The 21,556-nt window shown below is 41.8% G+C and carries 22 protein-coding genes; 10 read left to right on the top strand and 12 right to left on the bottom strand.

Annotated elements, in window-relative coordinates:
• The first annotated feature begins 398 nt into the window (after positions 1-398).
• Positions 399-3,932, top strand: a complete 3,534-nt coding sequence (gene metH, locus MIC7126_RS0104600) for a methionine synthase (protein WP_017651950.1) — start codon at positions 399-401, stop codon at positions 3,930-3,932.
• A 51-nt stretch (positions 3,933-3,983) separates the two neighbouring features.
• On the opposite strand, the gene thyX is transcribed toward metH, so the two are convergent.
• Entirely contained in the window at positions 3,984-4,706 is a 723-nt protein-coding gene (gene thyX, locus MIC7126_RS0104595) for an FAD-dependent thymidylate synthase (RefSeq protein WP_026100036.1), read from the bottom strand.
• A gap of 116 nt (positions 4,707-4,822) precedes the next feature.
• On the opposite strand from thyX, the gene MIC7126_RS0104590 reads away from it, so the two are divergent.
• Positions 4,823-5,038 (top strand): chlorophyll a/b-binding protein, encoded by a 216-nt coding sequence (locus tag MIC7126_RS0104590; protein ID WP_017651948.1) that lies wholly within the window; start codon positions 4,823-4,825, stop codon positions 5,036-5,038.
• 137 nt (positions 5,039-5,175) lie between these two features.
• Complete coding sequence (locus MIC7126_RS0104585; protein WP_017651947.1) at positions 5,176-5,751, top strand: thioredoxin family protein; 576 nt, start codon at positions 5,176-5,178, stop codon at positions 5,749-5,751.
• 102 nt (positions 5,752-5,853) lie between these two features.
• Here MIC7126_RS0104585 and MIC7126_RS0104580 read toward each other — a convergent pair whose 3' ends face one another.
• On the bottom strand, positions 5,854-6,366 hold the full coding sequence (locus tag MIC7126_RS0104580; RefSeq protein WP_017651946.1) for a hypothetical protein: 513 nt from the start codon (positions 6,364-6,366) through the stop codon (positions 5,854-5,856).
• Positions 6,367-7,218: 852 nt separating this feature from the next.
• Here MIC7126_RS0104580 and MIC7126_RS0104575 point away from each other — a divergent pair.
• The gene (locus MIC7126_RS0104575) at positions 7,219-7,569 is read left to right on the top strand and encodes a BON domain-containing protein (protein WP_017651945.1); all 351 of its coding nucleotides are present in this window, start codon (positions 7,219-7,221) and stop codon (positions 7,567-7,569) included.
• 379 nt (positions 7,570-7,948) lie between these two features.
• Here the strand turns inward: MIC7126_RS0104575 and gatC are convergent, their stop codons facing one another.
• The 3 genes from gatC to MIC7126_RS0104560 all read right to left on the bottom strand — a co-directional run bounded on the left by gatC (position 7,949) and on the right by MIC7126_RS0104560 (position 9,638).
• Entirely contained in the window at positions 7,949-8,239 is a 291-nt protein-coding gene (gatC, locus tag MIC7126_RS0104570; RefSeq protein ID WP_017651944.1) for an Asp-tRNA(Asn)/Glu-tRNA(Gln) amidotransferase subunit GatC, read from the bottom strand.
• Positions 8,240-8,279: 40 nt separating this feature from the next.
• On the bottom strand, positions 8,280-8,801 hold the full coding sequence (locus MIC7126_RS0104565; protein ID WP_026100035.1) for a photosystem I assembly protein Ycf3: 522 nt from the start codon (positions 8,799-8,801) through the stop codon (positions 8,280-8,282).
• 141 nt (positions 8,802-8,942) lie between these two features.
• Entirely contained in the window at positions 8,943-9,638 is a 696-nt protein-coding gene (locus MIC7126_RS0104560) for an SOS response-associated peptidase (protein ID WP_017651942.1), read from the bottom strand.
• Positions 9,639-9,843: 205 nt separating this feature from the next.
• Between MIC7126_RS0104560 and MIC7126_RS0104555 the strand changes: the two genes are divergently transcribed.
• Positions 9,844-10,455 carry a glutathione S-transferase family protein gene (locus tag MIC7126_RS0104555; RefSeq protein ID WP_017651941.1) on the top strand — a complete coding sequence of 204 codons (612 nt, stop codon included), beginning with the start codon at positions 9,844-9,846 and terminating at the stop codon, positions 10,453-10,455.
• Positions 10,456-10,570: 115 nt separating this feature from the next.
• On the opposite strand, the gene MIC7126_RS0104550 is transcribed toward MIC7126_RS0104555, so the two are convergent.
• The 4 genes from MIC7126_RS0104550 to MIC7126_RS0104535 form a co-directional block, all read right to left on the bottom strand.
• The gene (locus MIC7126_RS0104550) at positions 10,571-10,798 is read right to left on the bottom strand and encodes a DUF167 domain-containing protein (RefSeq protein WP_017651940.1); all 228 of its coding nucleotides are present in this window, start codon (positions 10,796-10,798) and stop codon (positions 10,571-10,573) included.
• Positions 10,782-11,192: a ribosomal maturation YjgA family protein gene (locus MIC7126_RS0104545; protein ID WP_017651939.1), complete on the bottom strand. Its 411-nt coding sequence runs from the start codon at positions 11,190-11,192 to the stop codon at positions 10,782-10,784. The genes MIC7126_RS0104550 and MIC7126_RS0104545 overlap by 17 nt, the downstream gene beginning before the upstream one ends.
• A 178-nt stretch (positions 11,193-11,370) precedes the next feature.
• A complete protein-coding gene (locus MIC7126_RS0104540; RefSeq protein ID WP_017651938.1) occupies positions 11,371-11,913 on the bottom strand; it encodes a DUF2231 domain-containing protein in 543 nt (180 codons plus the stop codon).
• Between the two features lie 17 nt (positions 11,914-11,930).
• Positions 11,931-12,671 carry an LmeA family phospholipid-binding protein gene (locus MIC7126_RS0104535; RefSeq protein ID WP_017651937.1) on the bottom strand — a complete coding sequence of 247 codons (741 nt, stop codon included), beginning with the start codon at positions 12,669-12,671 and terminating at the stop codon, positions 11,931-11,933.
• A gap of 249 nt (positions 12,672-12,920) precedes the next feature.
• Here MIC7126_RS0104535 and MIC7126_RS0104530 point away from each other — a divergent pair, with 249 nt between their 5' ends.
• Positions 12,921-13,976 (top strand): hemerythrin domain-containing protein, encoded by a 1,056-nt coding sequence (locus MIC7126_RS0104530; RefSeq protein WP_017651936.1) that lies wholly within the window; start codon positions 12,921-12,923, stop codon positions 13,974-13,976.
• 483 nt (positions 13,977-14,459) lie between these two features.
• Here the strand turns inward: MIC7126_RS0104530 and MIC7126_RS0104525 are convergent, their stop codons facing one another.
• Positions 14,460-15,638, bottom strand: a complete 1,179-nt coding sequence (locus MIC7126_RS0104525) for a M20 family metallopeptidase (RefSeq protein WP_017651935.1) — start codon at positions 15,636-15,638, stop codon at positions 14,460-14,462.
• A 370-nt stretch (positions 15,639-16,008) separates the two neighbouring features.
• The gene (locus tag MIC7126_RS0104520) at positions 16,009-16,572 is read right to left on the bottom strand and encodes a pentapeptide repeat-containing protein (RefSeq protein WP_017651934.1); all 564 of its coding nucleotides are present in this window, start codon (positions 16,570-16,572) and stop codon (positions 16,009-16,011) included.
• A 514-nt stretch (positions 16,573-17,086) separates the two neighbouring features.
• Here MIC7126_RS0104520 and MIC7126_RS0104515 point away from each other — a divergent pair.
• The 3 genes from MIC7126_RS0104515 to MIC7126_RS0104505 are packed head-to-tail and all read left to right on the top strand — an operon-like array spanning position 17,087 to position 19,570.
• Positions 17,087-18,022 carry a class I SAM-dependent methyltransferase gene (locus tag MIC7126_RS0104515; RefSeq protein ID WP_017651933.1) on the top strand — a complete coding sequence of 312 codons (936 nt, stop codon included), beginning with the start codon at positions 17,087-17,089 and terminating at the stop codon, positions 18,020-18,022.
• Positions 18,015-19,004 (top strand): PrsW family glutamic-type intramembrane protease, encoded by a 990-nt coding sequence (locus tag MIC7126_RS0104510; RefSeq protein WP_017651932.1) that lies wholly within the window; start codon positions 18,015-18,017, stop codon positions 19,002-19,004. The genes MIC7126_RS0104515 and MIC7126_RS0104510 overlap by 8 nt, the downstream gene beginning before the upstream one ends.
• 8 nt (positions 19,005-19,012) lie before the next feature.
• On the top strand, positions 19,013-19,570 hold the full coding sequence (locus tag MIC7126_RS0104505) for a Uma2 family endonuclease (protein WP_017651931.1): 558 nt from the start codon (positions 19,013-19,015) through the stop codon (positions 19,568-19,570).
• A 96-nt stretch (positions 19,571-19,666) separates the two neighbouring features.
• On the opposite strand, the gene MIC7126_RS0104500 is transcribed toward MIC7126_RS0104505, so the two are convergent.
• The gene (locus tag MIC7126_RS0104500) at positions 19,667-20,518 is read right to left on the bottom strand and encodes a hypothetical protein (protein WP_017651930.1); all 852 of its coding nucleotides are present in this window, start codon (positions 20,516-20,518) and stop codon (positions 19,667-19,669) included.
• A gap of 82 nt (positions 20,519-20,600) precedes the next feature.
• Between MIC7126_RS0104500 and MIC7126_RS0104495 the strand changes: the two genes are divergently transcribed.
• Entirely contained in the window at positions 20,601-21,518 is a 918-nt protein-coding gene (locus MIC7126_RS0104495) for a metallophosphoesterase family protein (protein ID WP_017651929.1), read from the top strand.
• Positions 21,519-21,556 lie beyond the last annotated feature (38 nt).

The following is a 21,556-nucleotide window of genomic DNA, read 5'->3' as shown; positions in this document are numbered from 1 at the left end:
ATAATATCAATAATCGAGAAAACGTGCATTTAAAAATAGGAATCAACAAAAAATATCTTTGAATTACAAGTATAATCCATTACATGTACCGCTTGCCCAAAAAAAAACACTCAGCGTTCCTCCGCGCCCCCACCGAAGTTCAGAGACGCTCGCGGACTCGCTACCGCTGCGCTGACGGCGGAAGCCGCCGCTCCGACTTCTCTGTGCGTTAAAAAAACTCCTCTTTGATCCAAAACAGCATCGAGACTACCGACTCAAACCAGCAAAAATAAAGAAACTTTAAACAACAGTATCCTTGAGTTCATCAACTCCTAGGGAAAATCTCAGAATTTTGGCAAATAATAAATTAAGTTGAGTATGACAAAACTCACGTAACTTCTTGATTTTTTCTAGAAAATATGACTCATTCTTTCCTCGAACGTCTGCGTAGTCCAGAACTCCCAGTTATCGTCTTTGATGGGGCGATGGGAACCAACCTGCAAACGCAAAATCTCACCGCCGACGATTTCGGTGGCCCGCAGTATGAAGGTTGCAACGAATACCTAGTCCACACCAAACCCGAAGCTGTCGCCAAAGTTCACCGTGACTTCCTCGCTGCTGGCGCGGATGTGATTGAAACCGATACCTTTGGCGCTACCTCAATTGTGCTAGCAGAATATGACTTAGCAGACCAAGCGTATTATCTCAGTAAAACAGCCGCCGAATTAGCCAAGCGCGTAGCTGCCGAATTTTCCACCCCAGACAAACCCCGGTTTGTCGCCGGTTCCATCGGCCCGACAACCAAACTCCCCACTTTGGGACACATCGATTTTGATACCATGAAAGCGTCGTTTGCTGAACAAGCAGCAGCGCTGTGGGATGGGGGCGTCGATTTATTTTTGGTGGAAACTTGCCAAGATGTGCTACAGATTAAAGCGGCGCTGAATGGGATTGAAGAAGTGTTTGCGAAAAAAGGCGATCGCAAACCGTTGATGGTATCTGTGACAATGGAAAGCATGGGTACAATGTTGGTGGGCACAGAAATCAGCGCCGTCCTGACAATTCTAGAACCTTACCCCATCGATATTTTGGGGTTAAACTGTGCCACAGGCCCAGACTTGATGAAACCACATATCAAGTATCTAGCAGAACATTCACCTTTTATTGTTTCTTGTATTCCCAACGCCGGCTTACCAGAGAACGTTGGTGGTCAAGCACACTACCGCCTCACACCGTTAGAATTACGGATGGCGTTGACGCATTTTGTTGAAGATTTAGGTGTCCAAGTGATCGGGGGTTGCTGTGGGACACGTCCAGAACACATTCAACAACTTGCAGAAATTACCAAAGATCTGAAGCCAAAACTAAGACAGCCTAGCTTAGAACCAGCAGCCGCATCAATTTATACTACTCAGCCATACGAACAAGACAACTCTTTCCTCATTGTCGGTGAACGACTCAACGCCAGTGGTTCTAAAAAATGCCGCGATTTATTAAATGCGGAAGATTGGGACGGGCTGGTATCAATGGCGAGATCCCAAGTCAAAGAAGGCGCTCACATTCTTGATGTCAACGTTGATTATGTAGGACGTGACGGCGTGCGAGATATGCACGAATTAGTCTCGCGCATTGTCAACAATGTTACTCTCCCCTTGATGCTCGACTCCACCGAATGGGAAAAAATGGAAGCGGGTTTAAAGGTGGCTGGTGGTAAGTGTTTACTCAACTCCACCAACTACGAAGATGGAGAACCGCGATTTTTAAAGGTGTTGGAGTTAGCGAAAAAATACGGCGCTGGCATCGTGATTGGTACAATCGATGAAGACGGGATGGCGCGGACAGCCGAGAAAAAGTTTCAAATTGCTCAACGCGCTTACCGCCAAGCTGTAGAATATGGCATCTCGCCTACAGAGATATTTTTTGATACTCTAGCTCTACCGATTTCCACGGGGATTGAAGAAGATAGAGAAAACGGTAAAGCCACCATTGAATCGATTCGCCGCATTCGTCAAGAATTACCGGGATGTCATGTGATTTTGGGTGTATCTAATATATCCTTTGGTTTGAACCCGGCGGCGCGAATTGTCCTCAATTCCATGTTTTTGAGTGAAGCGATGGCAGCAGGAATGGATGCAGCCATTGTCAGCGCCAGTAAAATTTTACCATTATCGAAGATTGAGGCTGGCCATCAAGAGATTTGTCGTCAGCTGATTTATGACCAGCGGCGATTTGAGGGTGATGTCTGCGTTTATGATCCCCTGGCGGAGCTTACCACAGTTTTTGCTGGAGTCACGACTAAACGCGATCGCTCCTTGGACGCAAGTCTCCCCATCCCGGAACGTCTCAAGCGCCACATCATCGATGGTGAACGCATCGGTTTAGAAGCCCAACTCACAAAAGCCTTAGAACAATATCCCCCCTTGGAAATTATTAACACCTTCTTGCTGGATGGGATGAAAGTTGTGGGTGAGTTGTTCGGTTCCGGACAAATGCAGTTACCTTTTGTCTTACAATCTGCAGAAACCATGAAAGCGGCGGTTGCTTATTTAGAACCGTTCATGGAAAAATCAGAATCGGGAAATAATGCCAAAGGCACCTTTATCATTGCCACCGTTAAGGGCGATGTCCATGACATTGGTAAAAACTTAGTGGATATCATCTTATCTAACAATGGTTACAAGGTGATTAACCTAGGAATTAAGCAGCCAGTAGAAAACATCATCCAAGCCTATGAACAGCATCAAGCTGATTGTATTGCTATGAGTGGTTTGTTGGTAAAATCTACTGCTTTCATGAAAGAAAACTTGGAAATATTCAACGAAAAAGGTATTACTGTTCCGGTAATTTTAGGTGGTGCAGCTTTGACTCCTAAATTTGTCCATGAAGATTGCCAAAACACTTACAAAGGTAAAGTTGTATATGGCAAAGATGCTTTTTCTGATTTGCATTTCATGGATAAACTTATGCCAGCAAAATATGGCGGAAATTGGGATGATTTGCAAGGATTTTTAGATGAATTAACAGCAACATCTGTAGAACCAAAAAATGGTCATCAAGAAGCTGTAGAAACTGCAGTTGCCCAAAAAACTGCGGAATTTAAAGTAATTGATACCAAGCGTTCAGAAGCTGTGGCGCTAGATATTCCACGTCCCACACCGCCTTTTTGGGGCACAAAATTACTGCAGCCTGGAGATATTCCCCTTGAAGAGGTATTCTGGCATTTAGATTTGCAAGCTTTGATTGCTGGACAATGGCAATTCCGCAAGCCCAAGGAGCAATCTAAAGAAGAATATCAAGCTTTTTTAACTGAGAAAGTTTATCCAACTCTCGAAAGTTGGAAGCAGCGAATTGTTGAAGAGAATTTGTTGCATCCCCAAGTGGTTTATGGGTATTTTCCTTGTCAAGCTGAGGGTAATACTTTGTATGTCTATGACACTAACAGCCCAGATGCACAAATCAAAGCTTCCTTTGAGTTTCCCAGACAAAAATCTTTGCGGAGATTGTGCATTGCAGATTTCTTTGCCACCAAAGAATCAGGTATTATTGATGTGTTCCCAATGCAAGCGGTGACTGTGGGAGAAATTGCCACGGAATTTGCTCAAAAGCTGTTTGCTGATAATCAATACACAGATTATCTGTATTTCCACGGTTTAGCAGTGCAGGTAGCTGAGGCGCTAGCTGAGTGGACGCACACCAGAATCCGCTGCGAATTGGGCTTTGAAGCTGAGGAACCAGATAATATTCGGGATATTTTGGCACAGCGCTATCGCGGTTCGCGGTATAGTTTTGGGTATCCGGCTTGTCCGAATATTCAGGATCAGTATAAGCAATTGGATTTGTTGGGGACTGACAGGATTAACCTGTATATGGATGAAAGTGAGCAACTTTATCCAGAACAATCGACAACGGCGATTATTACCTATCACCCAATAGCGAAGTACTTTAGCGCGTAACTTTTAATAACACTGTGGAGACGTTGCACTGCAACGCCTCTACGCTTTTCATTAAGGTGCTAATCTCGCTCTACCCAGACGCTGCTTTTCATACCAAAAAGCGATCGCTGGAGCCCATTCTACAAAATGAGGCCACATCAGTTCGCACAGCTTTTGAATTTCTAATTGTGCATCTTTCTTATTTCTTAAGTCGCAAAAATGCAAGAAGGATCTGAGATTGAAGCTGACGACAAAATGTTGGCGATAATCAAAGGGTACTTTTCCTCTGGCGTGTTCTTCAGACATTCCCCCGACAAAATCAGCTTTATATCGCTTCGCTGCTTCTAAACACCATTGTAAATCAGCGGCTCTTTGTTCTGGTGAATAGTAATATTTTTTGCCTTGTCTATCTGTGTAATAACCTACAGGACGCAGATAGAAAACATCCTCTATTTCTTTTTTACCATCGACTACATCGATAAATTGATTGCCTGTGTAACGAAAAGATTGTACATCAAATGATACAGAAATTCTGTGTGTACGAGCTTGCTGCATGACACTGTGGGGAAAATAGCCGCAGTTGAAGACAATCTGGGGATGTTCTAGGGGCCCGTAGTGTCCTCTCTCACCTGCGAGCAATCGGTTCACAATAATTTCGCCACATTGTGATTCCGAAGGCCACGAATCTTTCTCATCGTACACGAAGGCGTCAGTATAGTCTTGGTGCATTGCAGCATATATTACTTGCTGCGGGTTTGGGGTTTTGGCGATAACCTCTACTCGAAATCGATTCATGGGTTTGGTGAAAAACTCCATCGTTGATCATATATCTTTGGGTAGACTCAGATACTTTACAAAAATTAATTTATTCGTTACACTTTGTTACATAACCATAAAAAACAAAAAAAGCTATGCGTACAAGATCAGCCGTTGTTGACGAAAGAGGTCTATTAAACAACTTTGCGATTGAGCCTAAGGTATATGTAGATGAGCAAGGCGATCGCACAGGCTTTACTCCCTATGCAGAACTTCTTAACGGTCGTTTAGCAATGATTGGTTTTGTATCTTTGATTGTTCTAGAAGTTGTTACAGGACACGGTGTTATCGGTCTTTTAGCAAATCTGTAGAGACTGAAGTCTAAATTTTTAATACCGCAATTTTTAACAAATCTGGAGACGAGGTAGACATATCTCGTCTCTAATTTATTGTTATGTTGACAATGGTTGATCACCAAAATCTTTTTTTCTGCTACACCAGGTAATCTATGGCTTTAACTGCTTCAACAATGTTGCCCTTAGGCACTTTAGCACCAGATTTTCATCTACCAGAGGTAGTATCTGGAAAGACAATTTCCTTGTCTACTTTTGCAGATAAAAAAGCACTGCTAGTGATGTTTATTTGTCGTCATTGCCCATTTGTCAAGCATATTCAAGAACAATTAGCGCTGTTAGGACAAGATTATTTAGACAGCGAGTTGGGAATTGTGGCTATCAGCGCCAATGATGCGAAAAACTACCCAGATGATGCACCAGAATCTTTGCAGGTAATGGTAGCAGAACAGAAGTTGACATTTCCCTTGTGTTATGACGAAACCCAAGAAACAGCAAAAGCTTATACAGCAGCTTGTACACCCGACTTTTTTGTATTTAATAGGGAACGTCAACTCGTCTATCGGGGACAATTGGATGATAGCCGTCCGAGTAACGGCAAACCTGTTACTGGTGAAGATTTACGTGGGGCGATCGCTTCAATACTAGCAGATCAACCAGTCACAGAGGATCAAAAGCCGAGTGTTGGTTGCAATATTAAATGGAAACCAGGAAACCAACCGAGTTATTGAATTTTTAATTAGATATCTGGCGACATCATGGGGTATGGGAGAGCAAAGCCAGTTTCACGCACCGAGAAAATCTTTACTCAGCACCCAACCCCTATTCCTTCATCAATGCTTAATTTCCAAATTGAGAATGTAGCGTCCTAGTTGGACTTTTTCTGCCCATAATTCATATTCCAGCCGTAAATGCTCTGGTAAAGGGTGTCCAGTGAGCTTCATAGCTGTAGTAAAATTACGTAAGCGAATAGGATAATTTGGTGGCAATGATTCAGTTGGCAACCAATAACGGCTAATACCATAAACGCCCTGTTCCCAAAAGTGTCGGTAACTTACTTGACCATTACCTTGCATGGTCATAATTACTCGATAAGGGGAAATCTCCAACCATAAAACTCTGGGACTGGTGGGCGCATGAGCTTTGCTAGTTTTGTGAGTCTGCGTATCCTCTAAACTAAGAGAACTGCCGATTTCGCAGGTAATTAGAGGCGGTGCAGTCATTAGTAAATGGAATCTGTCAGTATCTTTTTGATATAATGTTCCGGCAGTTTCCACAACAGACCAAACTGGTAAGTCAGTAGAAATTAGAGATAAGCACACGGGCTTGCGGTGATGGGTCAGCATGGGAGCGATAAGGGCTAAAAGCTATTGAACAAAGAGAAATCAACACTAAAGTATCTAGCAGGTCAGGGTCAGCAATAAAATGGTAAAACATGCTTAGATATTAACTGAGTCTGCTTATGGGGTACGCTCGGCAAATAGGGATGAAAGCAATAATAATGCTAATTTAGAAAGCAGAAAGCTATGCTTTTTGTTGGTCAAGGTAATCTAAAACTCAAGTGGGCAAATGTTTTATGGATACTCTCAGTTAATGAAATTAGTAGCGTGAGAGTCTTTGTAAATGCACTAAACACCAGTCCTTCCTAACTTATAAAAGCTTAACTGCTCAATAACTCAACATCAAAATTTACTTTTGGTAGATTTGAGATAAGATTCATCAAGTACAAAGATGGTCTGATTTTGGGAAGCTTGTCAACAGCAGCAGCACGTGAGGTCACTAAAGCACTTTCAGTGTACACAAAAACCAGTGTATCTTAAATGTCGGTTTCTGTGATTTTAGCAGTTGTGGGGCCAGGGGTTGACTGCCTTGATGGGAGGGGACAGGCGATATAGTTTCATGACTCCAGCAGATGATGAATAAAGTTGGTGCTATTACTTTGAGATATGTTTGCAGCACCAACCTTGAAAATAATCAATAAATCAATTTTTTAAATACATAAAAATGCACAACAACAGTATTTTTATGGAAAAATAACAAGACTAATAGATAAGATTTGAACAAATAAAGTAATACCTGTTAGACTCTAGGATTGCTTATATTGCTATCTCTGTGCTCTAGTTCACTATATATTCTCCAACCAGCCACGGTAAACTACTCGTGTCATTTCCAGATTTCCTATTGGAGAATTTACTGTTATGGGTTGGTTACAAAGACTCTTTGGACAGGAAAAGCCTGCGGATGCTGAAGTTAATCCTACTGCAACTGTAGTTGCACAAACATCACCTGAAGGTGAAACCATTCCTCCTGAGCGAGTCGGGTTGAGTGGAGAATATGATCAAAGTGGTTTAGCAAAGAGAGTTGCTCTCGCTTTCGATGAAGACTCTCGTGTAACAAATCTTGATTCTGTGTATGTTGCTCAGTTGGGAACTACTGTAGTTTTGAAAGGACAAGTCCCCAGTCAAGAAACGTTAGACCAACTAGTGGAAATTGCTCAAGGGGTTAATGGTGCGAGTGCTGTCACCACCGACCAAGTTACAGTTGGTTAGCAGCACGACGAGTTGCTCAGTTTAACTAGAAATAGTTTCAAGAGGGAGCGAGGAACTCTTAACTGTTAAGAGTTCCCTTCTTCAATAAATTACTGAAATTAGAAATCAATTTACCTTTTTGCTGACGGAAAAAATCAAAATGCTTGCTGAATATACGGAAATTAGTTAACAAACCGCAGTTTGAGAAAGCAATCTGTCAAAATGCTTGCTGAATATACGGAAATTAGTTAACAAACCGCAGTTTGAGAAAGCAATCTGTCAAAATGTTTGCTGAATATACGGAAATTAGTTAACAAACCGCAGTTTGAGAAAGCAATCTGTCAAAATGCTTGCTGAATTTACTCAAATGAGCAAGCATTTTGGCAAAATGACTTATGGCTTACTCAACATTGAGGATTTTGGGTACTTTGAAAAATTCACCTTCTTGTTCAGGTGCACTGTTAAGGATAGCTTCTCGCTCTGGATAAGGTTGTAGCTTGTCTTCTCGTGTGACGTTGCTGACATCAATCGCCCTTGTTGTTGGGGGGACATTGCTGACATCTAACTCACTGAGCTGCTCAACATAATTGAGAATACTGTCTAGCTGGGTGGTGAATTGTTCTTCTTCTTGGGGTGTGAGTTCTAGACGAGCCAGCAGGGCTACTTTGCGGACTTGTTCACGGTCAATCATGGTTAGTCAAGGGTGAAGGGCTGAGGATGAAGATTTTTAGCTAAAAGAATACGTCAATTTGTACTCTGCCGGTAGTTTTCAGCCAGTTTTGGGCTTCAATGTAGTTATTGGGAGCCATGCGAATTGCTCTGACCCAGTAGTCTGCTGCTTGGTCAAATAAAGCTTCGCCGCCATCATTATCGCCATTTTCTTTAGCTTTTTCACCTTTGTAGTGATAAATTACGGCGATATTGTTTAAGGCTTGGGGTAAACGGGGGTTTAATTCCAGTGCTTGGTGATAAAGCTCTAAAGCTTTGTCATGGTCGCCGTTGCTGGCATATATTAGCCCCATGTTGTAGATTATATAACCGCGATCGTTGGCGTCTTCTTCTAAAGTGAGAGCCTCTTCGTAATACTCCAAAGCTTCGGCGTATTCACCTTCAGCTTGTGCTGACATCCCATCTCGGTAATAAACAAAGGCTTCCTTGGCTTTTTTATTAGTTGGGAGTATCTTTAGGATGATATCCGCCATCACCGTGAAAGATTTGTCGATAAAGTTGTCGTTTTTCTGTGTTCTTGGCATATTTGCTTCTGTAGTGTTACAGCTATTTAGGGACTGGGTGTTGGTGAAGACTTAACAGACTCTATGAGAGAAAGCTTATCAGCAAAGATGAAAATTTTTTTCCCAGTCCCTATTCCCCAATAATTACACTCAATAGTTAATTTAACTGATTTCTGGGTTCGTCTTTTCGCTGAGTGGGAGGATGCAGTCTGGGGTGTTGTGTTGAGAATTGTTGACTAAAGTGCTGACTGGGTATGCAGTCATGGCTGCGACTGGATAAGGTATTAGTAGTTGCTGTAGTGATTCTGGCGTTTGCTCTTGGGGATCTAACCAAAAATCGTAATCTTGGGGAGCTATAATCACTGGCATCCGATCGTGAATTGGTTGTAATAATTCGTTAGCTGTTGTTGTCAAAATTGTGCAAGATAATATCTCCTCTCCAGATGGAGATAGCCATTGCTCCCATAACCCTGCGAAGCCGAAAGGTTGTTTATCTTGGAGCTGAAAATAAAATGGTTGCTTTTTCCCTGGTTGTTTTTTCCATTCATAGAAGCCATCAGCTACCACTAAACAACGCCGACGTTTAAAAGCTGAACGAAACGAGGGTTTTTGAGCAACAGTCTCAGACCTAGCGTTAATTAGCTTTGCTCCTATTGCTGGGTCTTTAGCCCAGGAGGGAATCAACCCCCAGCGTAACTGCTGAAATTCACGGTTATTGTTTGCTCCATTATGTAACACTGTTGTCACCATTTGCGTAGGTGCAATGTTGTATTGCGCGGATAAATGAGGTGATGATTGAAGATGGAAAGCCTCGACTAGGGCTGATGCTGGCTGTTTTAAGGTAAATCTTCCACACATATGTTTATTCTCCGCCACGGATTTAAATTAAACATCTAAATGCAAAAAAAATTATGTTTTTGTTTTTTTATTTTTTTAAATAATTCTTTTTGTCGTGGAAATAATGAACATAAATAAAAAAATATCCGGTTTCAAGCAAATCATTTAGTAAGATAATGTATTTTGAACTCTTAATTTTCAACAGATTCCTCACTACTTTTTTAGCATGGAAACGCTGCGCTTGTACGATTTTTTACCTTCAGGGAATGGTTATAAGTTAAGACTTTTATTGACACAACTGGGTGTGCCTTTTGAAAGAGTAGAAATTAACATCTTAAAGGGTGAGACTCGCACACCAGAATTTTTAAGTAAAAATCCTAACGGGAAGATTCCGGTGTTGGAAATTGAACCTGGGAAATACTTAACAGAATCAAATGCAATATTGGTTTATTTGAGCGAAGGCACAGAATTTCTTCCTTATGACCGATTTTTACGAGCGCAAGTATTGCAATGGTTATTTTTTGAGCAATATAGCCATGAACCTTTTATCGCCAAATCAAGATTTTTGATCTCTATTTTAGGTAAGGCGAAGGAACATGATGAAGCTATCAAACAAAAACATGAATTAGGTTATGCTGCTTTGAGGTTGATGGAAAATTATTTAACCACCCATACATTTTTTGTTGGGGAGCGTTATACCATCGCTGATATTTGTTTGTTTGCTTACACTCATGTAGCTGGTGAAGGCGGATTCGATTTGACGCAATTTCCGTGTATTCAAGCTTGGATAGAGAAGGTTAAATCTCAACCTGGATATATCAATATCAATCAAGTGTAGAGTTGTGTGAAGAAGGGATTAGGAGTAGGGGCTAGGGAAGGATGTTAATTAGTGGTGACTTAATTATTTGATTGAGTGATATGGAATTAGTTACCGGGATTTATCTGGTAACTGATTAAATATCAATGGCAATTTCTACTAATTTTTGTCGAGAGGTTGCACCAGATTTAATGGTGATTTGAGATTTTGGTACATGAAATTTCTGGGCTAGGATTTTGATTAATTCTTCATTTGCTTTACCATCTATTGGTGGAGATTTTAGATGTACGTTTAGACTACCATCAGATTGTTCGATAATTTTTTGCTGTTTGGCATTGGGTTTGACTTTAACTTTTTTTTGCATTACTTAATCCTTGTAATTGTCGCAGCCACAACCAACCTAAAATACAACCTAACGCATAATATAAAAAATCCCACCAAACAAAGGTTGTTCCTAATAATAATTTACCGATTAATGTAGCGCGCATGTTTTCTAAAAGCGGAGGATGCCAAAGTTGCAAGACTTCTAATATACAAGTAATGATAAAAACCCAGAAAGGTATTTGCTTGATGGCGGTACGGGTGGGGAAGAACCAAAATGCAAATAGACACCAAAATATTTCATAAAAGACGGCGGCTCCGTAATCATTAAACCACTGATGGGCAGGGCCTGTGTAGTATTTAAATAAAAAACCCATCGCCACAACGATGAGCAATGAGAGAATTAAATATATCGATTGGCGAGGATTCGGACGCATAATTTCACGCACAACAGGGTAAAGGCATTAATCATCTTTTGATGTATAATATAGTCTTACCGATGCCTTTCCCTGATTAGTGGTTCATCGTATTAATTTTGATGATGTAGTCAGTGCTGAAGTCCTCACTGCGAGATGAAACGTAGCATTCGCTTTCGCACTCAGAAGTTAAGAATTTTTAAGGATATCTTTTGCTTCCAGCACCTACCACACCAATTTTATGGCGATAGGAAAGCTCTGCACCGAACCAGCCAGAAGCGCTAGTGAGTGTGCCCACAACTAGAGAGATTAAAAGTCCTAGAGGTATGATTCGGGATTCAGGATCTCCAAGGCGGAGGATGAAGTTGACGGCAGTTAATACTAGAATAGCAATGTTGAGGATGAGATGTGTCCAGCCTGCGGCGCGCTTACGGACTCGTTCAATTTTGAGAAAGTCGCTCATCCCGATGATAGCAGCGATCGCACCGCCTGCTAATCCGAGTCCAATTAACCATAGTGAAGCTCTAGCCCAGAAGAAATCACGGGTGAGCCAGTAGCCGAAATCACTACCCAAAGCTGCGGCTAAGAAGGCGATAGGGAAGATGACGCTTAGGGGATGTAGAGGATGACCAGCGATCGCTACTGTACTCGGAACTCCTGTATCATGGTATTCTCTGTCATCACTTTCAATGATGGGGGGAATATTAGGAAAGGGTGTGGAGTTGGTTTCTGTAGTTTCCATGTTGAGTATCCTAATTTTTAAACAGTGGGGATTTGTTCGACATCAGCTTCAGCTTGTAGCGTTAGCTGACCAGATCCAATTTCTAAACTATTAACTCTTAGCGTCATTCCTTCTAAATCAAAGTTGCTCAAATTGAGAATTTCGCTAGTTTCATCTATTAAAGCTTTGGTCAATTCTGGAGAAATTTCTTTACCTTCTCCATATTCAACATTTTCTAAATAAACAGATTTACCATCAGGACTAATGCTAGGAGTAGCTGAAAAAGCAACTTGGTGAATTTCGCCTGTTTCTACTAATTTCACTTCAGCTTTGAGCGCCACTTTTCCTTGACCAGGTAGGCGAAAGTCTATGTACTGGGGTGCAATTGTCATCACCTGTTCATCAACTTTGATTTTCTGGCTTTGGAGTTTATCACGGATATATTCAGAGTTGAAAGCGCGATTAATATCATCTGCTTTTAAAACAACTCTCGCTTTCCCCGTTGTTGGTTTTGTCAGTTCGATTTTGCCAAATGCAGCACTGAGAGGATTGATAGCAACGCTAGTTATATGCATTTGCATTTCTTCGATGCGGAGGTTTTTTTGCATCACTAAACCTTCGCCCTCAATGGTGACTTGATCAACTTGTCCTTGAACCAGTTTGAGCGGATCTGTTTTGACACTTACATCCAAATTTTCTACTGCATCTAATTGGCTAGATAATCCTATTTCTGCTGCTTTATTAAGGGCTTGTTCTCCTAGTCCAGGATTTTCTGGCATTATGAGGAAATCTCCTATTTGAGTATCCTGGAGCTAAGATAGAGAATTAGTCACAAAAAGTTATCTATCTGCCGATTGAGGTAAATTATATTATTTGTCTATCTAAAAGTAGAAGCAATAATTAATTGAGAAAAAAGTGATTTTTCTATCTAGAGTGGCGTAGGCGATCGCTCAAAAGAAAGATGAAGTTATGGTGGCGAAGATGTCACTATTAAATGGTTACAAATGCTTTTCCGAGGAGAACTAAGAATGGTAGCCAGTTTAGACGATACTAAACGCAATGCAATTGCGGTGAAATTGGCAAGCTTAAAATCAATGCAGCAGTTGTTGATCGAAAATGAGCAACTATTTTTGAGAGAATCAACAGATAGCGAAATCTCGGATCGCATCCGCAAAATGCTAGAAGATGATCAAAAGAATCTAGGTATTCTCGAAACTATTATCGTGCAGTATGGCGTTCATGGAGAGCCAAAATCAACTGTCCGAGAATTTATAGACAAGATTCGCCAATTAATGAAAGGCTCAGATTTGACTTTCTTTGAAAAAGTATTCCAGCATGAATTGTTAAAGCATCAGCAAGTAATGACTGGTTTAATCATTCACAAAGCATCTCAAAAAGTTGGTGCTGACGTGATGGCGGCTATTGGGCCTTTGAATACAGTTAACTTTGAAAACCGTGCTCACCAAGAGCAACTCAAAGGTATTTTAGAAGTCTTGGGTGTTCGGGAACTAACAGGACAAGACGCAGACCAAGGTATTTGGGCTAGAGTACAAGACGCGCTCGCTGCATTTAGCGGTGTTGTTGGTAGTGCTGTCACCCAAACCACTGACAAACAGGATATGAATATTCAAGATGTGATCCGCATGGATCATAACAAAGTCAATATCCTCTTCACCGAACTGCAACAAACCAACGATCCTCAAAAGATCCAAGAATACTTCGGTCAAATTTATAAAGATTTGACAGCCCACGCGGAAGCTGAAGAAGAAGTGGTTTACCCCAGAGTCCGCAGCTTCTACGGCGAAAGAGACACCCGCGAATTGTATGACGAACAAGCTGACATGAAGCGGCGCTTAGATGAAATCAAGGCGATGAACGTTTCTAGCCCTGAATTCAAGAATAAAGTCAAACAACTCCAAGATGTTGTTATGGATCACGTTCGTCAAGAAGAAAGCACAATGTTTGCTGCTATTCGTAACAACTTGAGTTCAGACCAAACTGAACAATTAGCTACTCAGTTTAAAGCTGCTAAGAGCAAAATTCAAGAGAGATTAGCAAGCAATAAATCAGGGATGAGAGGCTAATATCAATTCCCGAAAAGGAAACAACACATAAACTCGTAGGGGCGAACGGCTGTTCGCCCTCAGAGGATATCGGCGGTCATTGGTGTCAACTTAAGCCACAGATGGCTGATTGCAGGGCTTACTACCCACCTGGGAATGAATTCCCTCTCTTATAGCTGAAGTCTACTGAAGTAGACTAGGAATTTGTGAGAATTTTGAGTCATCTTGAGATGACTTTTGCTATGAGACTCAGAATTCATTCTGAGGCGGGACAAGGGTTTCACGTTAAGTTGACACCACTGATCGGCTGTTCGCCCCTACAAGCGATTAGACCTCTTGCATAAATATTTTCGCGTTGTTGCATAATCATATATAAAGCTCACGCAAAGGCGCAAAGGCGCAGAGAAGATCGCGAAAATTAGGACTTTTGCAAGAGGTGTATTGTATATGTATCAAAATTATGCAGAACTAACCCCTAGCCCCTCATCCCTAACCCCTTTTCCATCACACTAACCAATATTTATAAGCGGCGTAAGCCATAGTTACAACCCCAGTAATAATTGCAGATTCATCAACCTCAAATTCTGGATGATGTAATGGGTGGTTAATGATTCTATCTGCATAACCCACGCCCAAACGAAACATAGAACCAGGAGCGTGATCTAAATAAATAGAAAAATCTTCTGCACCGAGGGAGGGTTCTGGTAGGACTTGGACGCGATCGCTACTCCACGCATCCTCAGCAGCTGATTGTAATAATTGTGTCAAAGAATAGTCATTTTGCACACTGGGTACACCTTGGTGGTAATTAACTTGATAACGCGCCCCGTAAGCATTGCAAACATTAGCGACAATATTTTCAATCCAATTAGGGAGATTAGCACGAGTTTCCGGATGGAGCGATCGTACTGTTCCCAATAATTGCACTCGATCAGCAATTACATTCGGCGCTCTACCACCACCAATTTTCCCAATACTCAACACCACAGGGCGTAAAGGATTTTGCGTCCGGCTAATCGCTTGTTGCAAAGCACTAATTACCTGCGCCGCAATCCAAATTGCATCAATCGCCTCATGGGGACGCGCTCCATGGCCAGATTCCCCCATAATGATAATCTCTAAATCATCAGCCGCCGCTGTCAACGCACCATAACGCACACCAATAGAACCAGCAGGAATCGAAGGGAAAACATGCACCCCTAAAACTGCTGAAACATCTGCCATTGCTCCATCTTTCACCATCCAACTCGCCCCTTGGGCGATTTCTTCCGCTGGTTGAAACAAAAATCGCACCTTACCGCCTAAATCCTCGGTCATTTGCGACAGCACCATCGCTGTTCCCAAACCCACCGTAGTGTGGACATCATGACCACAAGCGTGCATCACTCCTTGATTACGCGAGGTATATTCTAAATCGGTGCGTTCTTGAATCGGTAAAGCATCCATATCTGTGCGAATAGCCAACAACCGCTCATCTTCACTAGCGACTAGCAATTCTCCCGTCACACCCGTTTTACCCACACCTTCTTGGACATGAAGACCACAAGAAGACAACACACCAGCCACAAATGCAGCCGTTTGGTACTCCTGACCACTCAATTCTGGGTGAGAGTGGATATGACGACGAATTTCAATTAAACGCGGCGCTAATTTAGTGGTCAGGTCTTTAATCCGAGTTAGCATGAATCGATTACAGTTTACAAGCTTTGTTCCCATGATAGGGTCAACTGCTGATGAGGGCATGGGAGATTCTGAAGTATGAAGGATGAAGTCTGAAGTATGAAGGATGAAGTCTGTAGACGCGGAGCGGTGAGCCAGTCCGGTGGACGGGTTCCCCGGCATAAAGGAACTGGCGTTAGCGCAGCGTTAGCGAGCTTGCGAGCGTCACCCGAAGGGCTTGCCGCAGGCTAGGATGAAGAAAAGAGGTTGGGTTAAGCGGAGCGCAACCCAACGAAGCCACGAAAATGTTGGATTTCCCAGCGGGTCTACGTTCCTCAACCCAACCTACAACTACTGAACTCTAACCCCTAGTTCCCAGCCCCTAACTGCTAACTTACTGACCGTAACAAGTTGTCCCTGGTGTTTGTTCAGGTTTAAACTTGTCACAATCTCTAGTAGCTGTCCGCTCTAAAGACCACCAATAAGGTTTGTCAGAAGTCACAACACCAGTAGGCATAATTGTTAACCGGAAATGTGCCCCCCGGAAATTAGTAAACTGGAACTTGGCACCCTTAAAGTTAGCAGCTTCTAAATTGGCACTAATCAGACCAGCAGAAGATAAATCAGCATTTTCTAGAGATGCAGATTTCAAATTTGTCCCGGTGAGGGAAGTACGAGAAAGATTAGCAGAATTGAGAATTGCACCTTCTAAATTTGCACCCGTGAGGTCTGCACTTGACAGATTAACATTAGATAATTTGGCTCCTTTTAAATTAGCGTCGCGTAAATTGACACCAGATAAATTAAGTCCAGTGAGGTCTGCACCGCTAAAATCACACCGGGGACAATTTCCCGTTGTTTTCAATTGATCTAAGTCTCGCGGATTTAATGATAAAGCTTGTTCCGCAAATCCAAAACAAACCAGCAGGGCAACAGTGGTGACAAACTTGAGTTGCATATTTTTTACAGATATTTACAGAAAAGACGACCAATAACATGTTTAATTGAATACTAGTAATATCATTCAAACCTCAACCTGCTCCTCAAACATGAACAAGTCATATCTTGGGGAAATACAGATAGGCAGATTTTGATTACAAGTAATTCAACTGATGACATGGTAAGAGGCCCGTGCATATAGCCATACTTAACATATACGAGTTTTCCAGCCAATAACAGGCATGAAGTGGCAATGAAGAACTGATAAAAATAATATAAACTCTGGTAGTAACACTACTCAAAACCAAAAATAGGATTTAGAATCGAGTCGTTACGAACTATACTGAACCATTTATAGACTACCAAATATTTGATCCCCCTAGCTTTGCGAAGATAAAGAGCTAGGGGGATCAAATATTTGGGTGTTTTCAGGAAAATTGCGTGTTATTTGTTACACATATATTTGTTTTTGTCATGGCGAAAGCCTTTCCACAGATACAGGTAAAATAAGGCTGTTGAAAGCAAATTGATCTATGACTGCTGTTGTAAACACTGCTCCTGGTTTAGCTTCTCGCCTAGTCAATGGCGTCCTCGCAATCAAGCCTCTAGCTAACTTCGCCAAGCATCAAGCTAGGCAAATGATGATTAAGCGTGCTCAAAAAATGGGCGTCTTTTGGACTCAAGAAGTCGAAAAATTACAAGCTCGTGATTGGACAACCGATTTAGCGACAGTAGAAAACCCTCACCTCAAATACCCAGATTATTATCTCACCTCATTCCACGCCTACGAAACGGGAAATCTGAGTTGGCAAGCGGCTTTTGAGGTCGAGCCGGCGGCCTATACTGTCCATGCTAAGATTTGGCCAGGCGCTGAGATCCAAGGTGACGCTAAACTGCGCCAAAGTTACCACGATATTCTCAAAAACCACATTCTCCAGCCACCCCAAGACATTCTTGATGTGGGGTGTAGCGTGGGTATGAGTACTTTAGCTTTGCAAGAAATTTATCCCCAAGCTAGGTTAACAGGTCTAGATTTATCTCCGTATTTCTTAGCTGTTGCTCAATACCGCGCACAGTTACATCAAGCACAAGCTAATCAAGGACAAATTAACTGGGTTCATGCTGCGGCTGAATCTACCGGGCTACCAAATGCCTCGTTTGATTTGGTTTCCATTTTTTTAGTCTGCCACGAGTTACCCCAGTCAGCAACCAGACAAATTTTTGCCGAAGCGCGACGTTTATTGCGTCCGGGTGGTTACTTGGCAATGATGGATATGAATCCCCAATCGGAAATTTACCAGCAAATGCCACCATATATTTTGACTTTACTCAAAAGTACTGAACCATATTTAGATCAATATTTCACTTTGGATATTGAGCAAACTATGGTTGATGCTGGTTTTCAAACTCCCTCTATCACCCGCAACAGTCCCCGTCACCGCACCATAATTGCTCAAGTGCGTGACTGAGTTATCTTTATTATTCTGGGCAGCAGTCCCACCACTGGTATTGTTGGTGTACTACTATTACCGTGTATACGCTGCCCCATCGCTGTTAAAATTGCTGTGGTTATTTGTTCTGGGGGCGATATCTGGTTTTGCAGCCCTCAATTTAGAACTGATTTTAGCGACTGTAACTAACTTAATTGTAGATTGGCAGAGGTGGCAGCGATCGCTACTGGGTGTGGCGCTGCGACAATTGGTGGAAATCGGCCCAATTGAAGAAGGTTGCAAATTAATCATGGTTGTGATTGCAACTTGCTATTTTCAACGCAGGTATCGATTACGCCCCACTACTGTTTTTCTCTTCACTATCGCCGTGGCGCTAGGATTCACCGCTCAAGAAAACTGGATTTATCTTTCTTACAATACTTCCTCAATTCTTGAGAGGATCATCGGTACGCCGGTTCATGCGATGTTCTCTGCTCCTTGGGGCTATGCTTTAGGAATATACCTCTGTTCTCGTCCTCAACTAAACCAATACAGACAATTAGTAGTCATAGCTTGGCTAAATTCTGTGGTCTGTCATGCTTTGGTGAATGTATTATCTATTGCATGGCGTTATCCACTACCGCTAAGTTTTCTCAGCTATGGTTTATTTCCCTTTTTGTTGTGGCTATTTTGGCGATTGGAACAATTATTGCGGCGAGTGCAAGGTAAATCTCCCATTAATCTCATTTCTGGGTTTACCAAACAGCACCGTTATTGGCGAAGAGGGTTAGTGTTGTTGGCGCTGATGTTGGGAGGAAACGCGCTGTTTGGGCTTTTGCTCTTAGCCAGAAAACTTAGCCCGTTGAGATGGGCACAACTTTTTTATCCTGATATTCTACAGTTTACATTAAAGCATATCTTGCTAAATCTCATATTTGCAGTTGTGGCGTGGTTAATTTATTTTTATTTGCGCCGTTCAGCACAACGACAATTTTTTAAAATAAAGAAAGCAAAATCCTAGGGGGTTTTATGGCAATATCTCCAGTCCGTTGGACAAGTGCTGATTTAGAACTGTTCGCAGGCGATCGCAAAAATCGTTATGAAATTATTGATGGAGAATTATTTGTGACAAAATCGCCTCACTGGGGTCATCAATCAAGTTGCGCCAAAATTGTTACAGTTCTGAACAATTGGTCAGATACGACAGGTTTGGGTACAGCAGCGATCGCCCCAGGAATTATTTTCTCAGATGCTGATAATGTGATTCCTGATGTTGTCTGGGCAAGTAATGAAAATTTAGAAATCTTATTAGATGAGGCTGGACACCTCACCGGCTCACCAGAGTTAGTGGTTGAGGTGTTATCTCCTGGTGAAAAAAACGAAAAACGCGATCGAGAAACTAAGTTGAAATTGTATTCAGTGCAAGGTGTACAAGAATATTGGATTTGTGATTATATTCACAAAAAAGTAGAGGTTTATCGTCGTCAACAGGCTACTTTAAAGTTAGTAGCTACTTTATTTCATCAGGATGAATTGACCACGCCTTTACTACCCGGTTTTAGCTGTTTAGTCAGTCAGCTTTTTTAGTTATTTTTGACAGGAAATAGGGGTTAGGGATTAGGGGAAAGAGCAATTATTAAAAATAATAGACTCTTGCAAAAGCGGACTGCAGAATCAAAACTTTCAAGCGTGTTCTGTGCTATTAATTGGTGTTACTTGCCTTTTAAAAATCACCATTTTCGTACCGACAACGGGACTGCGGGCGATCAACTGTTCCTGGGAATCGAGAATTTCTAGGTGGCTAAAATCCAGTTGTTGCGATCGCTGTTGAATTTCTGCTGCTAGTTTATCTTGTTGAGATGGTTCTAGTGTGTACCAATTGTCACTTATTTTTACAGTGAGATTACTAGTTAAAAAGTTGGCTTGAATTGATTTTATGAGTTTATCGGCAAAGCGATCGCTAATTTCTGCTACTTGATTTTCGATTGCTGCTATCAAGGTTTGTTCTGGTGTCAACTCGACTGCTGGGGTGGGAGTCGGTTCTGGTGATGGTTCTGCTTCCGGTTCTGGTTCTGGCGTAACTTCTGGTGATGGTTGGGGTTCTGGCGTTACAGTGACTATCTCTGGGGTAATAGTTACGGTTGGGGTGGGTGCGGGTACAGGAACCTCTTCAACCGGGGGAACCGTCGCTATCTCAGTTGGTTTACTACTAAAAACTGTTGTGGTTGTCCAAACTAAAATCACCGCAATTCCTGCAATTATTCCTGTCAAAGCTGTATCAGACAACTTTGCTGACAAATTTGCTGGTAACACAGCGCGAATTTTGGTTAACAGTCCACTCCAGAAACCAGGAGTTGCTTCCCCATCCGCTGGTGTTGTCTCTAATTTCACCACCGCTGTTTCTAAAATTCCGATCGTTCCTCGCAGAATTTGGATAATTTTAACCTTCCAAATTGGCTGGTTTCTCTGATAGGGTTTTGGGGAAGTTGGTTCGGGAGAGAATGGTGGTTGTAAATTTTGATTGTCCTGTGACATGGAAGTTTCACCAACAACAAATTGCAGCCGCTTTTGCCTTAATGTATCACTTCGTTGCTCATTATTTAGATCAAGGTAATTTATGAGCTGGAAACGTCGTCAATTTTTATTTTTAAGTGGACTCGGTACACTTGCTACCGGATTTCTTGGCTGGAAATCTTTTCGTCAAGACGCCCACCGCGCTAATATCCATACACCAGATACGGCTATAGCTGCTAATCCACCTCAAAAAGATTTGTTATTACGTTTTGTGTCTGTAGCAGATACAGGAACTGGAGCTAAGGGACAGTATGATGTTGCTAAGGCAATGACTAATTATTATCAGCGAAATCCTTATAATTTAGTGATTTTAGCTGGTGATAACATTTACAACAATGGTGAAATTGAGAAAATTAATGCTGTTTTTGAGCGTCCATATCGAACTTTACTCAAGGAAGGTGTGAAGTTTCAAGCTTGTTTAGGTAATCATGATATTCGCACTGCCAATGGCGATCCACAAGTGCGTTATGCTGGTTTTAATATGACGGGAAGGTACTATACTTTTAGTCGTGATTCTGTACAATTTTTCGCACTAGATACTAATGGTAATGCTGATTGGCAAAATCAATTACTTTGGCTAGAAACGGAATTAAGCGCTAGTAAAGCTGCTTGGAAAATAGTATTTGGTCATCATCCAATTTATGCATCTGGTCATTATGGAAGTAATCCAAATTTCATTAAAACTTTCACACCTCTGTTTAAAAAATATGGTGTGCAACTCTACATCAATGGTCATGAACACCATTATGAACGCACCCGTGGTATTGATGGTACTACTTACTTAATTTGTGGTGCGGGTGCGGGTAATCGTTCTGTAGGTAAAAATGAATGGACGGAATATTCTACTAGTAATTTGAGTTTTGCTACCTATGAAATTTATCCAGATAGAATAGAGTTAAATGGTATTGGGACTGATAACTTGGTTTTTGACCGGGGAATTATTCCCTTAAAATCGGTTTAATTTCGTCTATCAATAAAAGCCAGAGACGCAAAATTTTG

Source organism: Fortiea contorta PCC 7126 (genome assembly GCF_000332295.1).
GTDB lineage: Bacteria > Cyanobacteriota > Cyanobacteriia > Cyanobacteriales > Nostocaceae > Fortiea > Fortiea contorta.
The sequence above is the reverse complement of the archived record's forward strand: the minus strand, read 5'-3'. Positions and strand labels throughout refer to the sequence as shown.

What these genes read in the sequence shown, in the direction of transcription:
- metH (WP_017651950.1), top strand. Translation starts at nt 399, where the DNA reads ATGACTCATTCTTTCCTCGAACGTCTGCGTAGTCCAGAACTCCCAGTT.
- thyX (WP_026100036.1), bottom strand. Translation starts at nt 4,706, where the DNA reads ATGAATCGATTTCGAGTAGAGGTTATCGCCAAAACCCCAAACCCGCAG.
- MIC7126_RS0104590 (WP_017651948.1), top strand. Translation starts at nt 4,823, where the DNA reads ATGCGTACAAGATCAGCCGTTGTTGACGAAAGAGGTCTATTAAACAAC.
- MIC7126_RS0104585 (WP_017651947.1), top strand. Translation starts at nt 5,176, where the DNA reads ATGGCTTTAACTGCTTCAACAATGTTGCCCTTAGGCACTTTAGCACCA.
- MIC7126_RS0104580 (WP_017651946.1), bottom strand. Translation starts at nt 6,366, where the DNA reads ATGCTGACCCATCACCGCAAGCCCGTGTGCTTATCTCTAATTTCTACT.
- MIC7126_RS0104575 (WP_017651945.1), top strand. Translation starts at nt 7,219, where the DNA reads ATGGGTTGGTTACAAAGACTCTTTGGACAGGAAAAGCCTGCGGATGCT.
- gatC (WP_017651944.1), bottom strand. Translation starts at nt 8,239, where the DNA reads ATGATTGACCGTGAACAAGTCCGCAAAGTAGCCCTGCTGGCTCGTCTA.
- MIC7126_RS0104565 (WP_026100035.1), bottom strand. Translation starts at nt 8,801, where the DNA reads ATGCCAAGAACACAGAAAAACGACAACTTTATCGACAAATCTTTCACG.
- MIC7126_RS0104560 (WP_017651942.1), bottom strand. Translation starts at nt 9,638, where the DNA reads ATGTGTGGAAGATTTACCTTAAAACAGCCAGCATCAGCCCTAGTCGAG.
- MIC7126_RS0104555 (WP_017651941.1), top strand. Translation starts at nt 9,844, where the DNA reads ATGGAAACGCTGCGCTTGTACGATTTTTTACCTTCAGGGAATGGTTAT.
- MIC7126_RS0104550 (WP_017651940.1), bottom strand. Translation starts at nt 10,798, where the DNA reads ATGCAAAAAAAAGTTAAAGTCAAACCCAATGCCAAACAGCAAAAAATT.
- MIC7126_RS0104545 (WP_017651939.1), bottom strand. Translation starts at nt 11,192, where the DNA reads ATGCGTCCGAATCCTCGCCAATCGATATATTTAATTCTCTCATTGCTC.
- MIC7126_RS0104540 (WP_017651938.1), bottom strand. Translation starts at nt 11,913, where the DNA reads ATGGAAACTACAGAAACCAACTCCACACCCTTTCCTAATATTCCCCCC.
- MIC7126_RS0104535 (WP_017651937.1), bottom strand. Translation starts at nt 12,671, where the DNA reads ATGCCAGAAAATCCTGGACTAGGAGAACAAGCCCTTAATAAAGCAGCA.
- MIC7126_RS0104530 (WP_017651936.1), top strand. Translation starts at nt 12,921, where the DNA reads ATGGTAGCCAGTTTAGACGATACTAAACGCAATGCAATTGCGGTGAAA.
- MIC7126_RS0104525 (WP_017651935.1), bottom strand. Translation starts at nt 15,638, where the DNA reads ATGCTAACTCGGATTAAAGACCTGACCACTAAATTAGCGCCGCGTTTA.
- MIC7126_RS0104520 (WP_017651934.1), bottom strand. Translation starts at nt 16,572, where the DNA reads ATGCAACTCAAGTTTGTCACCACTGTTGCCCTGCTGGTTTGTTTTGGA.
- MIC7126_RS0104515 (WP_017651933.1), top strand. Translation starts at nt 17,087, where the DNA reads ATGACTGCTGTTGTAAACACTGCTCCTGGTTTAGCTTCTCGCCTAGTC.
- MIC7126_RS0104505 (WP_017651931.1), top strand. Translation starts at nt 19,013, where the DNA reads ATGGCAATATCTCCAGTCCGTTGGACAAGTGCTGATTTAGAACTGTTC.
- MIC7126_RS0104500 (WP_017651930.1), bottom strand. Translation starts at nt 20,518, where the DNA reads ATGTCACAGGACAATCAAAATTTACAACCACCATTCTCTCCCGAACCA.
- MIC7126_RS0104495 (WP_017651929.1), top strand. Translation starts at nt 20,601, where the DNA reads ATGAGCTGGAAACGTCGTCAATTTTTATTTTTAAGTGGACTCGGTACA.